Consider the following 14010-nt stretch of genomic DNA (forward strand, 5'->3'; position numbering starts at 1 on the left):
GACCGCACTTGCGGCGAGCATGGCCCTATGGCTGTGCGGCGCAGGGCATGGCATGGCCGAGCCGAAGTTGAACGTCCTTTGTGGCGTCGACGAGGCTTGGTGTTTGACCATGCAGCGGGCTTTTGAGGCCAAGGCAGGTCTCGAGATTTCGATGGTGAGGAAGAGCACCGGCGAAATTCTCGACCAGATTCGTGCCGAACGATCCCATCCCACCGTCGACGTCTGGTGGGGCGGTACTGGCGATACCCATTTGCAGGCCGGCTCGGAAGGCCTGCTGGAAGAGTACACGCCCGTGCATCAGCGGGATCTGCTGCCCTGGGCGCAGAATTTCTATGCGATGTCCGGCTCGAAATCGGCTGGCATCTATGCCGGTGCACTGGGCTTTGCCTATAATTCGGAACTGCTCGCGAAGAACAACCTGCCCGCACCCACCTGCTGGAAGGATCTGGCAAAGGATATCTATCGCGGCCACATCCTGACCGGAAATCCGAACTATTCCGGCACGGCCTTCACCATGCTGGCCACCCTCGTTCAGCTCTTCGGCGAGGAGGAGGCTTTTGGTTTCATGGCGAAGCTCAATCAGAACGTCGTGAGCTATACCAAGGTTGGTGCAGCGCCGGTCAAGGCGGCGGCGCGGGGCGAGATCGTGATCGGCATTTCTTTCATGCATGATGCCGTGACCCAGAAGATAGAAGGCTTCCCGCTGGTGATCGTCGCGCCCTGCGAGGGGACGGGCTATGAGATCGGTGCGGTCAGCATCGTCAAGGGCAACCACAATGATGCGCTGGCACAGGCCTTCGTTGAATTCGCGCTGAGCCCCGAGGGGCAGGCGACCGGGGCCAAGGCCGGGCAAAATCAGGTGCCATCAAACGCCCGGGCGACATTGCCGCTGACGGCGCCTGACATATCGATGATCAAGATGGTGGATTACGACTTTGCCACCTTCGGACAGCCGGAAGAGCGAAGTCGGTTATTGAGCCGCTTCGATAGCGAAATCCACCCGAGCCAGACCCAGTAGGGCCAAAAAACCAACACCTCAAAAAGGCAGCGCGCGCGCCGCAGGGCGCCGCGACCGGCAGCGCCATGTTCGCGCATGGCCCAAGAATTCAGACGCAAGCTACAGGAGGATAACCATGCGACTGACGATACTTTCCACCCTGCTTTTTGCCGGCACGGCACTGAGCGCCGTTTCCGCGCAGGCGGCGGGCGAACTGAACCTGATCTGCTCGGCCGATGTCGTCATCTGCGAGCAGATGAAGGGCGATTTCGAAAAGTCGCATGACATCAAGGTCAATATGGTGCGCCTGTCTTCCGGCGAAACCTATGCCAAGGTTCGTGCGGAAGCCCGCAACCCGAAGACCGATATCTGGTGGGCCGGCACCGGCGATCCGCACATGCAGGCGGCATCCGAAAACCTGACGCTGGAATACAAGTCGCCGATGCTGGATCAGTTGCAGGACTGGGCCGTCAAACAGGCGGAAAGCACCGGTTACAGGACTGTCGGCGTTTATGCCGGCGCGCTGGGCTGGGGCTACAACACGGAAATCTTCAAGTCCAAGGGTTATAAGGAGCCGAAGTGCTGGGCCGACCTGCTGGCGCCGGAACTGAAGGGCGAAATCCAGATCGCCAATCCGAATTCCTCCGGCACCGCCTATACGGCGCTCGCGTCGCTCGTGCAGATCATGGGCGAAGATCAGGCGATCGACTATTTGAAGAAGCTCAACGCCAATATCTCGCAATATACCAAATCCGGCTCGGCACCGGTCAAGGCGGCGGCGCGTGGCGAGACGGCGCTCGGCATCGTCTTCATGCATGATGCGGTGGCGCAGACGGCGGAAGGCTTCCCGGTCAAGTCGATCGCGCCTTGCGAAGGCACGGGTTACGAAATCGGCTCCATGTCGATCATCAAGGGTGCGCGCAACCTCGACAATGCCAAGACCTGGTACGACTGGGCGCTGAAGCCGGAAGTGCAGTCGCGCATGAAGGACGCCAAGTCCTTCCAGCTTCCCTCCAACAAGACGGCGGAAGTGCCGAAGGAAGCGCCGAAGTTCGAGGACATCAAGCTCATTGACTACGACTTCAAGACCTATGGCGATCCGGCCAAGCGTAAGGCGCTGCTGGAACGCTGGGACCGCGAGGTCGGTGCGGTCGCGAACTGATCTGGACCACTGATCTTAATTCCGGCGACAGGCATCCCGGCTTTTTAAGCCGGGGTGTCCGCCACTCTTTCATCGGCATGAAACAAGCGAGGTCGGCCATGACACGTGGCAATCGCAGGCTGGACATCGTCCTGGCGTTCGGGGCTTTTGCCCTTATTCTTCTTCCCTGGTATCGCATCGAAGGCGGCTTTTTCAGCTTCCGCTGGCTTTCCGGATTTTTCTCGTCGGCCAGCAATGCGCCCGGTGTGCTGCAGATTCTATCCTATGGAAAACCATGGCTGGTCGGCATCGTTGTCTTTTTCCTCGCCGCGTGTCTTGTCCGGCCTATCGGCGATCCGATGCGGCGCGGCAGGCTGCTTGCCATTATCGGTGCTATCGGCCTCATTTTCCTCGCCTTGCAGGGGCTGGCCATCGGCTTTACCGGCTGGAGCTGGGCGGTGAGCGAAAACCTCTTCGGCATGCTTGCCGATGGCCAGCCCTCCATGGGGGCGGGGGCCGTCGTCATGTCATTCGTCTTCGTGCTGCTTTTTGCCTTCGGACTTGCCGAACGTGGCGTCATGAAAGGCGACGCCTTTGTCGTCGGCGCCATTTCCGTTCTGGTTTTCCTCGTCACGGTTTTTGTCTTCTATCCGATCGGCAGCATGCTGGTCGCTTCCGTTCAGGATTTCGACGGCTCCTTCAATGCCGATGGCTTCATTCGTAATATTCAGGATCCCGGCATCTGGAGCCTTGGCTGTGTCACAGGTGAAGAGCGCTGCGGTGTTGCCTGGCGCACGCTGTTCCTCGCCCTGATGACCGCCTTCGGCTCGACCGTGCTCGGTCTCGGCTTTGCGCTGATCGCCACCCGCACGCGCTTTCCTTTCAAGAAGGGCCTGCGGCTTCTCACCGTTCTGCCGATCATCACGCCGCCTTTCGTCATCGGTCTTGCCCTGACGCTGCTTTTCGGTCGCGCCGGTGTCGTCACCGAGTGGCTTTCCTATCTCTTCGGCATTGAGCCGGGTCGCTGGCTTTATGGCATGACCGGCATCTGGATCGCGCAGGTCCTTTCCTTCACGCCCATCTCGTTTCTGGTGCTGATCGGCGTGGTCGAAGGCGTTAGCCCGTCGATGGAAGAGGCGTCGCAGACGCTGCGCGCCGACCGCTGGCGCACCTTCTGGCGAGTGTCGCTGCCGCTGATGAAACCCGGTCTCGCCAATGCGTTCCTGATCGGCTTTATCGAGAGCATGGCGGATTTCGGCAATCCGCTGGTGCTTGGCGGCACCCATGGCGTGCTGTCGACGGAAATCTTCTTCGCTGTCGTCGGCTCGCAGAACGATCCCTCGCGTGCGGCGGTTCTGGCGATCATCCTCCTATGCTTCACGCTTTCGGCCTTTCTTGCGCAGCGCTTCTGGCTGGCGGGCAAGAATTTCGCCACGGTGACGGGCAAGGGCGACAGCGGCGCGCATATTGCCCTGCCGCGCGGCCTGTCCATCGGCGTCCATGCGGTCGTCGTGCCGTGGATGATCTTCACCATCGTCGTTTATGGCATGATCCTTGTCGGCGGTTTCGTGAAGACCTGGGGTCTCGATAATTCACTGACGCTTGATCATTACATCCGCGCCTTTTCCGTCAGCTTCTCGAATGGCTCGATTGCCTGGACCGGCGTTGCTTGGAACTCGTTCTGGACGACCATGGAGATCGCGCTGGTTTCGGCGCCGCTCACCGCTGCCGTCGGTCTTCTGACGGCCTATATCATCGTGCGGCAGAAGTTCGCCGGTCGGAACCTGTTCGAATTCGCGCTGATGATGAGCTTTGCCATTCCCGGCACGGTCATTGGCGTCAGCTACATCATGGCCTTCAACCTGCCGCCGGTGGAAATGACGGGTTCGGCACTCATCCTCATCGCCTGCTTCGTATTCCGCAACATGCCGGTCGGCGTGCGCGGCGGCATTGCGGCGATGAGCCAGCTGGACAAAAGCCTCGATGAGGCCTCGCTGACGCTGCGGGCCAATAGTTTCCGCACCATCCGCAAGGTCATCCTGCCGCTCTTGAGGCCCGCAATCACGGCCGCACTGGTCTATTCCTTCGTGCGCGCCATCACCTCCATCAGCGCCGTCATCTTCCTTGTCAGCGCCCAGTACAACATGGCGACGTCTTATATCGTCGGCCTCGTAGAAAACGGCGAGTACGGTGTGGCCATTGCCTATTCCTCCATGCTGATCGTTGTGATGATCACGGTCATTACCGGCTTCCAGCTTCTTGTGGGCGAGCGCCGTCTGCGTCGCGAAAACCGTGTCGCCGGTCTGCCGTCCGCTTCCTCCGTTCCTCTCGCTCAGGAGAAAATCGCATGATTTCCGTAAAGCCCGGTTCCGTCACCTTTCAGAATGTCCGCAAGACTTTCGGGGCCTTCACCGCCATTCCCGACCTCTCGCTCACCATCGAGCCCGGCACGCTGGTGACCCTGCTTGGCCCCTCCGGCTGCGGCAAGACGACGACGCTGCGCATGCTGGCGGGTCTTGAACACCCCACCTCCGGCCGCATCCTCATCGGTGACAAGGATGTCACCATCCTGCCGGCCAATGAGCGCGATGTCTCGATGGTCTTCCAGTCCTATGCGCTTTTCCCGCACATGACCGCGCTCGACAATGTCGCCTACGGCCTGCAATCCTCGGGATTGCGCAAGGCGGAAGCGCGGGAAAAGGCGGAAGAGGGGCTGAAGCTCGTCGGCCTCGCCGGCATGGGCCACCGCCTGCCTGCCGAACTCTCCGGCGGCCAGCAGCAGCGTGTTGCGGTTGCCCGTGCCCTTGTTCTCGAGCCGCAGGTGCTGCTGCTCGATGAGCCGCTTTCCAACCTCGATGCCCGCCTCCGCCGCCGGGTCCGCACCGAAATCCGCGAATTGCAGCAGCGGCTGGGTTTTACCGCCGTTTACGTGACACATGATCAGGATGAGGCGCTGGCTGTTTCCGACCGGATCATCGTGATGAAGGAAGGTGAGATCGCCCAGTCGGGTGCGCCACGCGACCTTTATGAAGCACCGGCCTCCGCCTTCATCGCCGATTTCATGGGCGAGGCGAATGTCGTCGGCTGTGAAGTGTTGAGCCTTGAGGGGCCAGATGCGCTGATCCGGGTCGGCGGTGTGGATCACAGGGTTGCAGCACGCAACGCCCGGCCCGGCCCGGCAAAGCTTGCGGTTCGCCCCGGCTCTATTTCCATCGGCCAGCCGGGCGGGCAGGGGCTTGCGGGGCGGGTGCTGCACAGCGCCTATCTCGGCGGTCATGTCGAGTATGAAGTCGAGACCGATATCGGCACGCTCTTCATCGTCGACCATGCGGTTGAGACCAGTCTGCCGCCGGCAAGCGATGTCACGCTCGGTTTCAGGAACCGTGGCATTGCCTTGATTCAGGCCTGAGTTTTTCACCGATCTCACCCAGGGAGGGGCAGACGTGGTTCTGCCCCCGGCATTTTTCCGTCCGGTCATGTCAAATAAACGTCTCACCGGGTCGCCTTAAGACTGGCTTAAGGTGCCGGCTGACTGTGTGTCGCCAAACAGGAGACATGCCGCAGAATGCACGACAGACCAATATTCATCAGCCGCCGAAACCTTCTTGCCCTGGGAGCCGCAAGTCTTCTGGCAAGCTGCGCCACATCCGGCCAGCCGCCGATGACGGCAACGCCGGTAAAGAGCGACGAACCTTTGCCAGCCGTAACGCCAGTGACCCCGGCGATGTATGCGGCGATGCCGGACGAGGCCTTTCCGATCCCGGCGGTGAACATCAAGCAGGTGGACCCGAAATACTGGCGGCAGGTCGTCGATTATCCGACCGAAGAGAAGCCCGGCACGCTGATCGTCGATACGCCGAACAAATTTCTCTACCACGTGCTTCCCGACGGGAAGGCGAGGCGTTACGGGATCGGCGTCGGGCGTGACGGCTTTTCATGGTCCGGTCGAGCGACGGTCGCCTATAAGCGTGCATGGCCGAAATGGACGCCGCCGGACGAGATGGTGGCGCGGCAACCCGCACTCCAGCCCTATAGTATCGCGAATGGCGGCATGCCCCCGGTCTTAAAAACCCTCTGGGCGCGCGTGCGCTTTATATTCATCAGGGCGGCAGGGACACGCTTTATCGCCTGCATGGAACGCCGGAGGCCTTCTCCATCGGCAAGGCGGTATCCTCGGGCTGCATTCGTCTGCTGAATCAGGACGTCATCGATCTCTTCAACAATGTCAGGGATGGCAGTCCCATCGTGGTTATCCCCGATCCCTCGAAGCGCTCGCAACTCGGCGTCTGACTGCCGGCATATGAACGAGAGACCTATCACCATGAACGACATTCGAAACCGCGCGGATGAGGCAGGCTTTGCCGGGCTCAGACGCCGCGCCTTTCTCCTTGGCTCGCTTTCGGCAGTTTCCGCCGCCGCTTTTCCGGCCGGCGCATCCGCAAACAGTCTCAGGCTTGAGATGATCCTGCGCGATCCCGCGGCACCTGTTTCCGGCAACCCAGCCGGTAAACTCAACATGGTCACCTTCCTCGATTATAATTGCCCGTGGTGCAAGAAGACGGCCATTCCCATGCGCGATGCGGTCTTGAAGGACGGCGATGTCAGGGTGGTCTACAAGGACTGGCCGATCATTACGAAAGATTCCGTCGAAGGCGCCCGTCTGGCGCTAGCGGCGAACTACCAGGGCGGTTACGAGATCGTGCATCATGCGCTGATGGCGATCAAAGCCCGCAGGGCGGAAGCGGACGAGATGCGCGCTGCCGTGCGCGCGACAGCCATTGATTTCGCGCGCCTTGAGAGTGATCTCAAATTAAGGGCGGCGGAGATCAATGCGCTGATTGAGCGCAATCACGAACAGGCAATGTCGCTGCAGCTGACCGGAACACCGGCCTTCATCATCGGCAAGTTTCTCGTTCCCGGTGCTATTCGGAGCGCGGAGGAATTCACCAGCCTTTTCGAAAAGGCACGCGAGCAGGTTTAGTTTTGCCGAATAATGGTGGTTTCAGGTCCGGTCGGACAGGAAGCCACCATTCTGTCTATTTAAGAGCGATGGTGAGCAATGCACCTGCGTTTCTCGCTAGCCTCGCGCTTTTGCGATTGCGTCCTTCAGACCCTTGCGGTCGAGGACGCCGGCAAAGCTTGTCGACCCGACGACAAATGAGGGTGTGCCGATAAATTTGAAGGCGGCGGCCTGCACCCAGTTCCGGTCCAGCAGGCCGGAAATCCACGCCTGATGCTGAACAACGGCCTTGCCCACGCCTTCGAAGGTGAGGCCGGCTTTCGCAAGGGCTTTTTCGACATCATCCTGTTGCAACTTGTTCGGCGTATGAAACATCGCATCGAGCGTCTTGTCGTATTTGCCGAGCTTGGCGCTTGCAAGCACCGCCTGCGCCGCCATGACCGACGCACCGCCGAAGACCGGCCAGTCCTTCAGCACAAGCCTGACCTTGCCGTCCTGCTCTACTACCTCGCGGACCATCTCGTAGGACGTCTTGCAGTAGGGGCACTGGTAATCGAAATATTCCACGACCGTCACATCGCCTTTCGGATTGCCGAGGACCGGTGCGTCCGGGTCGTTCAGCACCATCTCCCGGCTGGTCGGGTCGCTTTTGGCGGCAGCAAATGACGGCGCGATGGCCGCAAGGCCGGCCATTGCGACGAGGTTTCGGCGAGTGAGGATCATTGAAGGGTTCCTGAGGTGTTTGTGATTGCAGGTTTCATGAGGGCTTGCTGTGTCTGCGTCACCGCGTCGATGACGGACCGCACCGAAATCTCGCCCACCATGCGGGCGGAGGAGAGTTCGGCACCGCTTCTGTCGAAGAACAGCATGGTCGGTGGGCCGACGACGTTTTTGTCCTTCATCAGTTGTTGTTTCGCAGGCGTGAGGTCTGAAAGATCGACGGAGACGAGATTAGTATTCGCAAGGCTTTGAGCAACCTGCGGATCGGCGAGGACCGAGCGCTCTATGACGCGGCAGGAAACGCACCAGTCCGCGGTGAAATAGACGAGGCTCGGCTTTTTCGCACCGCTTACCGCTTCTCTCAGTTCATCGCCGGATGCGACTGTGGTGAAACTCGCCTTTGTCAGGCCGGGCAAGGAGGATGCAACGACGGAACTGCCGGAACCCTGAAGCGGCTGGAGCATGCTCGTGCTGCCGCTTGCCGCACCGAAGGCGAGAAACGCGCCGTAGAGAACGGAAAGAAGGCTAGCGGATTTCATGAGCCGGCGACCGACACCCGCCTGTGGTGACAGCGTATCGAAGGCACCGAAGAAGACACCAAGGGTCACGAGCAATGCTGCGGAAAGCGCGAGTGTTGCGGGTGCGGGAATGAGCCGGTCCAGATACCAGATGGCGGTGCCGAGGAAGATGAAGCCGAACAGCCAGCGGACCTGCGCCATCCAGGCGCCCGCGCGCGGCAGGAGCGTTGCCCCGGAGGTGCCGATGAGGATGAGCGGAATGCCTTTGCCGATACCCAGTGCAAAGAGCGCGGCAGCGCCGAGAAGCACGTCTCCGGATTTGGCGATGTAGAGTAGCGCGCCTGCGAGCGGCGCGGTCACGCAGGGGCCGATCAGCAGTGCCGAACTGAAACCGAGGATGGCGGTTGAGCCGAAGGATCCGCCGAGTGAGCGTTGCGACCGCGCCAGCCGATCCCGTAGCCCCGATGGAAGCTGCACCTCGACCACGCCAAAGCTGGCGATGGCGAGGAGGATGAAGACAGCGGCGGTGATGAGGATAGCCACCGGCGATTGAAGGGCAATCTGGAAGCTCTGGCCGAACCATGCGGCAAGTATGCCGAACAGGCTGAAAGCGGCGGCAAGGGCGACGACATAGGTGGAGGAGAGGAGGAAGCTGCGCCCCGGCGACAGGGAGGCTCCCTGACGACCGAGTGTGGCCGCAAGGATCGGGTACATGGGAAAGACGCAGGGCGTGAATGCGAGCAGCACGCCGAGGCCCATGAAGGAGGCGAGCAGAAGCGCGATGCCGCCCTGATCGAGCATTCCCTCCACCATTCCCGGTTCGGCGGCGGGCGCAGGCCGATCTATTTTTTCCGACTGTGCGGCCGGGGACATCGGGATGAAGGACTGGAATGCCGGCGGCGGTGACGGGCTCATTGCGAACGGCGCATCCACCTCGATCCGCGAACCAGTGATGGTGACCGTTCGCACCGGATAGCAGATGCCGCCATCCTGACATCCCTGAAACGTCACTTTCATCGTTTGGGGCGCATTGGCGAGCGTGGCGGTCGTTTGCCCGAAATAAACCTCCGTATTGCCGAAGCCGGGATCGTCCTTCATCTCGCCGGGCGATGTCTGAAGATCGAGTTGTTTTCCGTCGTTGTCCGTGGCGTTGAGGGCGTCTCGATAGAGATAATATCCCTCTGCTATTTGCCAGCGGAAGGTGGCGGCTGTTCCCGTGCGGTCGATCGAGAACTTGAACGCATCTGCCATGTCCATCGGGGGATTGAGCGCGAAGGCGGGTCCGCAGACGGTGAAGATGACGAGGAGCACGAACGAAAAATTGAGACGCATTCTTTTTCCTTATGGGATAGGCCTTTTAGGAGAGGCCTATGGGATAGTCCATGAGTGGCGCAGGCTTCCGGTGGCAAGCTTAAGCCAGCCTTAAGGTTCGTTTTTCAGGTTCCCGCACGTCAAAACATCCGTGCACCGGAATGATGGAGTAGTTTATGCGTCTGTTAGTGGTCGAGGACGATGATGTCCTGCTGGATGGTCTTCGTGTCGGGCTGCAGCTTGCCGGCTTCACCGTCGATGCCGTCACGACCCTTGAAGATGCGAAAACGGCTATCGACAGCTGCCGTTTCGACGCCGTCGTTCTCGACCTGATGCTGCCAGACGGTTCCGGCCTCGATCTTCTGCGTCACACCCGCAATGAGCGGAACCGGGTGCCGATCCTGCTGCTGACGGCGAAGGACGCGACCACGGACAAGATTTCCGGCCTCGATGCCGGTGCCGACGATTATCTGGGCAAGCCGTTCGATCTGGACGAAGTCGCCGCCCGCCTGCGGGCCATCATCCGCCGGGGCGAAGGCCGTTCGGAGGGGACGCTGTCCGCATTGGGCGTGACGCTCGATCCGGCGAAGATGGTGGCGAAGAGGGCCGACAGCATCATTCCCCTGTCGCGCCGTGAATTCGCGATTATCCATGCGCTCATGCAAAACCCCGGCATGATCTTTTCCAAACCGGTTCTGGAGGAAAAGCTCTATGGCTGGCAGGAGGATGTGGAAAGCAACACCATTGAGGTTCACATCCACAAGCTTCGCTCGAAGCTGGGTGCCGGCTTCATCGAAACGGTGCGGGGCGTGGGCTACCGCGTTGGGAGGGCTGCGTAATGTCAATCCGGGCAAGATTGTTCACCGTGCTGTTGTTGATGACGGGCGTCGTTTGGCTGTCCGGCTGCGTGTGGATCTATACCAGCACCAAGGCGCGGCTGGAGCATGTTCTGGATGCGCGTCTGATGGAATCGGCAAGCATGGTCGCTTCCCTTGTCGGCGACCGTCCGGCCGATATTGGCGTTGTCGGCCACATGCCCGCAGCGGGTGGTCACGCAGAAGATGATGCGGCCGCGTCGATACCTTCCTATGAACGCCAGCTTGCCTGCCAGATCTGGTCCGTCAGCGGTCGTCTCCTGAGTAAATCGGACAGTGCGCCCACCGCTTCCCTGTCTGAACATGCCTCGGGTTATCAAAACACGGTCATCAATGGTGTCGAATGGCGGGTTTATGCCGTGGTCAAGCCCGATCTCGGCGTCAGGGTTCTGGTGGGAGACAGCATTCAGGTCCGCGACCGTCTTGTCGATGACGTGATCAAGGGACTTCTCTATCCGGCGCTTTTCATCATGCCGTTGATGGCCGGTCTCATCTGGTTCTGTGTCTCCCGCGGGCTTGCTCCTCTTCAGAAGCTTGCAAATGGCCTGAAAGCACGCGATGCGACCGAGTTGCATGCCTTTGCCGACAGGGGAACGCCATCGGAGCTTCGGCCGATGATCCAGGCGTTGAACAGTCTTCTGGCGCGTGTTCAGGCGACGCGGGAAAGGGAGCGTGAATTCACGACCTATGCCGCCCATGAGTTGAAGACACCGCTTGCCGGCCTGAAGACGCAGGCGCAGGTGGCGATGCGCTCGACCGATCCGGAGGTTCAGCAACAGGCGCTCAGGCGCATCGAGCAGAGCGTCGACCGGACAAGCCGGATGGCGAAGCAGCTTATCGATCTGGCCGCCGTCGACGCCACCGAAACGCGGACGGCGAAAACCGGCGTGGATGTTCCCCGGCTCATTCTGGATGTCATTCAGGAACTTGAGCCGCTCAGACGATTACGGGAGGTGGATATTGCCTGCCAGCTCCCGGAAGAGGCGGATACGATCCTCGTCGAGGCGGACCGCTCGCTCCTTCGGCTTGCCATCAGGAATGTCATGGAGAATGCCGTGCAGCACTCGCCGAAGGGCTCGACAGTCGAATGCCGCGCCGAACTGATCGGCGGCAAGGTGAACGTCGTTGTCATCGATGAAGGGGCGGGGATCGCCGTGGAGGAGCAGGAGCGTGTGCTGCAGCGTTTCTACCGTTCGCCGCGATCGGAACCGGGCGGAAGCGGCCTCGGGCTTGCGATCGTCAAGATGGCCGTCGACCGTCTGGGAGGGCGATTGCAGTTCTTGAGATTCGATCAACGGTTTGCGGTGTCTCTGGAGGTTTGAAACGAGGGCCGCAATGCTGCGGCTCCCGTTTGTCTCAAAGGTCCTTTGCGAGACGCAACGCATCGTAGATCGCCGCATGGGTGTTGCGTGCCGCAACCGCATCGCCGATGCGGAACAACCGATAGGTTCCGGCAGGATTGCGCTCGACGGTCTGGGCAGTGCCCGCAAGCAGGGCGTCATAGGATATTTCGCCGAGGTTCTTCGAGCCCGGCTTGAGTTCGAAATAGAGATCATCCAGCGGGATCGTGCCGTGATTGACGACGATCTGGTCCACGGTTCTCGATTTCGTCACGCCGCCATAATCGCTGCCGATGTGGGCAATGAGCTGGTTACCGCTTCTTTCCGCGGCCTCCAGACGGTAGGTGACGGTGAAGGTGACGTCGCGTTTTTGCAGCGAGCGCATGTAGGGAACGAGGTTCATCGCCATGACCTCAGGGGCAAAGGCGCGGTCCGGCGTCATGATCTCGACTTTCGCCCCCGCCTTCGCGAGACATTCGGCGGCCTGCAGGCCCGCATGGTCGCCGGCATCGTCGAAAACCAGCACATTGGTGCCCGGTTTGACGTCGCCGGAAATGATATCCCATGCCGAGACGATGAGATCGTTTCCCTTTGACAGCACGTCTGTATGCGGCAGTCCGCCGGTGGCGATGATCACCACGTCGGGATTTTCCGAAAGAACCGTGTCCGCTTCCGCCCATGTGTTGAAATGGAAGGTGACGCCGAGCCTTTCGCACTGGCTCATGCGCCAGTCGATGATGCCAATCATTTCGCGGCGGCGTTCGCTTTGCGCGGTAAGGCGGATCTGGCCACCGGGATTGTTTGCGGCCTCGAAGACGATGACCTCATGGCCGCGTTCTGCACAGACACGTGCGGCCTCAAGACCTGCCGGACCGGCGCCGACGATGACCACCTTCCGGCTTTCCGCGGCTCTGGCGATTTCGTGCGGCATGGTTTCCTCGCGGCCGGTGGCCGCATTGTGAATGCAGAAGGCAAGGCCGCCTTGGTAGATGCGGTCGAGACAGTAATTGGCGCCCACGCAGGGGCGAATGTCGTCCTCCCGCTTTTCCATGATCTTTCGCACGATATGCGGGTCGGTCATGTGGGCGCGCGTCATGCCCACCATATCGACCTTGCCGGAGGCGATCGCATATCGGGCGGTGGCGACATCCTGGATCTTGGCGGCGTGAAAGGTCGGGAAGCTGGTCGCGGCGCGGATTTCACCGGCAAAGTCCAGATGCGGGGCATTGGCCATGCCCTGAATGGGAATGACGTCGGTCAGACCGGGATCGGTGTCGATATGGCCGCGAATGACGTTCAGATAGTCGATCAGGCCGCTCTCCTTCAGCCGTCTTGAGATTTCTAGGCCCTCTGCCTTTCCGGTGCCGCCCTCGAGACATTCATCGGCTGTATAGCGCACGCCGAGGATGAAATCGTCGCCGACGCGTTCGCGCATCGCATTGAACACGTCGAGACAGAAGCGCATGCGGTTTTCCAGCGAGCCGCCATAGGGACCGTCCAGCTCGTTTGTCAGTGGTGAGACGAACTGGTCGATGAGATGGCCATAGGCCTCCAGCTCGATGCCGTCCATGCCGCCTGCTTTCATGCGTTCTGCGGCATCGGCAAAATCCTTGATGATGCGCTCGATATCCCAGTCCTCGATCTTTTTTGGAAAAGCGCGGTGGGCAGCTTCGCGGTGATGGGAGGGCGCGAGGATAGGCAGCCAGTCACCCTTGTCCCAGCGGGTGCGGCGGCCAAGGTGGGTCAGCTGGATCATGATTGCCGCGCCTTCTTCATGCACGGCGTCGGTCATTTCCCTGATCCACGGAACGATTTCATCCTTATAGGCCAGCAGGTTGTTGAAAACGGGCGGGCTGTCCTTCGAGACGGCGGCGGAACCGGCCGTCATCGTCATCGCCACCCCGCCTTTCGCCCGCTCGACCGTATAGGCGCGGTAACGCTCCTTCGGCATGCCGTCTTCCGGATAGGCGGGTTCATGTGAGGTGACGATGATGCGGTTGCGCAGGGTGAGATGCTTGAGCCGGTAGGGCTGAAGAAGGGGATCATTCGACATTGCCGTTCTCCGGATGGTGCTGATGGGAGAAGGCTAGGTGGAAATGTACATATGTGTCAATTAATAAAACACGTGTGTTTATACTTTCGACAGGG

At 60.5% G+C, this 14010-nt stretch carries 10 protein-coding genes and 1 pseudogene; 8 read left to right on the forward strand and 3 right to left on the reverse strand.

Annotated elements, in window-relative coordinates; translation table 11 throughout:
* Positions 1-19: 19 nt before the first annotated feature.
* From G3A56_RS13220 to G3A56_RS13245, 6 genes and pseudogenes are all read left to right on the forward strand, one after another.
* Positions 20-1018, forward strand: coding sequence for an ABC transporter substrate-binding protein (locus G3A56_RS13220; RefSeq protein ID WP_170311458.1), 999 nt, complete (start codon positions 20-22; stop codon positions 1016-1018).
* A gap of 115 nt (positions 1019-1133) precedes the next feature.
* The gene (locus tag G3A56_RS13225) at positions 1134-2159 is read left to right on the forward strand and encodes an ABC transporter substrate-binding protein (RefSeq protein ID WP_003503939.1); all 1026 of its coding nucleotides are present in this window, start codon (positions 1134-1136) and stop codon (positions 2157-2159) included.
* Between the two features lie 98 nt (positions 2160-2257).
* On the forward strand, positions 2258-4489 hold the full coding sequence (locus G3A56_RS13230; RefSeq protein WP_164056434.1) for an ABC transporter permease: 2232 nt from the start codon (positions 2258-2260) through the stop codon (positions 4487-4489).
* Entirely contained in the window at positions 4486-5547 is a 1062-nt protein-coding gene (locus tag G3A56_RS13235) for an ABC transporter ATP-binding protein (RefSeq protein WP_164056436.1), read from the forward strand. The genes G3A56_RS13230 and G3A56_RS13235 overlap by 4 nt, the downstream gene beginning before the upstream one ends.
* Before the next feature lie 156 nt (positions 5548-5703).
* Positions 5704-6428: pseudogene (locus tag G3A56_RS13240) on the forward strand (L,D-transpeptidase).
* A gap of 31 nt (positions 6429-6459) precedes the next feature.
* A complete protein-coding gene (locus G3A56_RS13245) occupies positions 6460-7119 on the forward strand; it encodes a DsbA family protein (protein WP_246230999.1) in 660 nt (219 codons plus the stop codon).
* A 96-nt stretch (positions 7120-7215) separates the two neighbouring features.
* Here G3A56_RS13245 and G3A56_RS13250 read toward each other — a convergent pair whose 3' ends face one another.
* Complete coding sequence (locus G3A56_RS13250; protein ID WP_210255064.1) at positions 7216-7821, reverse strand: DsbA family protein; 606 nt, start codon at positions 7819-7821, stop codon at positions 7216-7218.
* Positions 7818-9668: a protein-disulfide reductase DsbD gene (gene dsbD / locus G3A56_RS13255; RefSeq protein ID WP_164056440.1), complete on the reverse strand. Its 1851-nt coding sequence runs from the start codon at positions 9666-9668 to the stop codon at positions 7818-7820. The genes G3A56_RS13250 and dsbD overlap by 4 nt, the downstream gene beginning before the upstream one ends.
* A gap of 155 nt (positions 9669-9823) precedes the next feature.
* On the opposite strand from dsbD, the gene G3A56_RS13260 reads away from it, so the two are divergent.
* Together G3A56_RS13260 and G3A56_RS13265 are read left to right on the forward strand one after the other, a co-directional pair.
* Positions 9824-10486: a response regulator transcription factor gene (locus tag G3A56_RS13260; protein ID WP_082182888.1), complete on the forward strand. Its 663-nt coding sequence runs from the start codon at positions 9824-9826 to the stop codon at positions 10484-10486.
* The gene (locus tag G3A56_RS13265) at positions 10486-11844 is read left to right on the forward strand and encodes an ATP-binding protein (protein WP_082182887.1); all 1359 of its coding nucleotides are present in this window, start codon (positions 10486-10488) and stop codon (positions 11842-11844) included. The genes G3A56_RS13260 and G3A56_RS13265 overlap by 1 nt, the downstream gene beginning before the upstream one ends.
* A 34-nt stretch (positions 11845-11878) precedes the next feature.
* Here G3A56_RS13265 and G3A56_RS13270 read toward each other — a convergent pair whose 3' ends face one another.
* Positions 11879-13915, reverse strand: coding sequence for an NADH:flavin oxidoreductase (locus G3A56_RS13270; protein WP_082182886.1), 2037 nt, complete (start codon positions 13913-13915; stop codon positions 11879-11881).
* Positions 13916-14010: the final 95 nt, after the last annotated feature.

The organism is Rhizobium oryzihabitans, assembly GCF_010669145.1.
GTDB classification, from domain to species: Bacteria; Pseudomonadota; Alphaproteobacteria; order Rhizobiales; family Rhizobiaceae; genus Agrobacterium; species Agrobacterium oryzihabitans.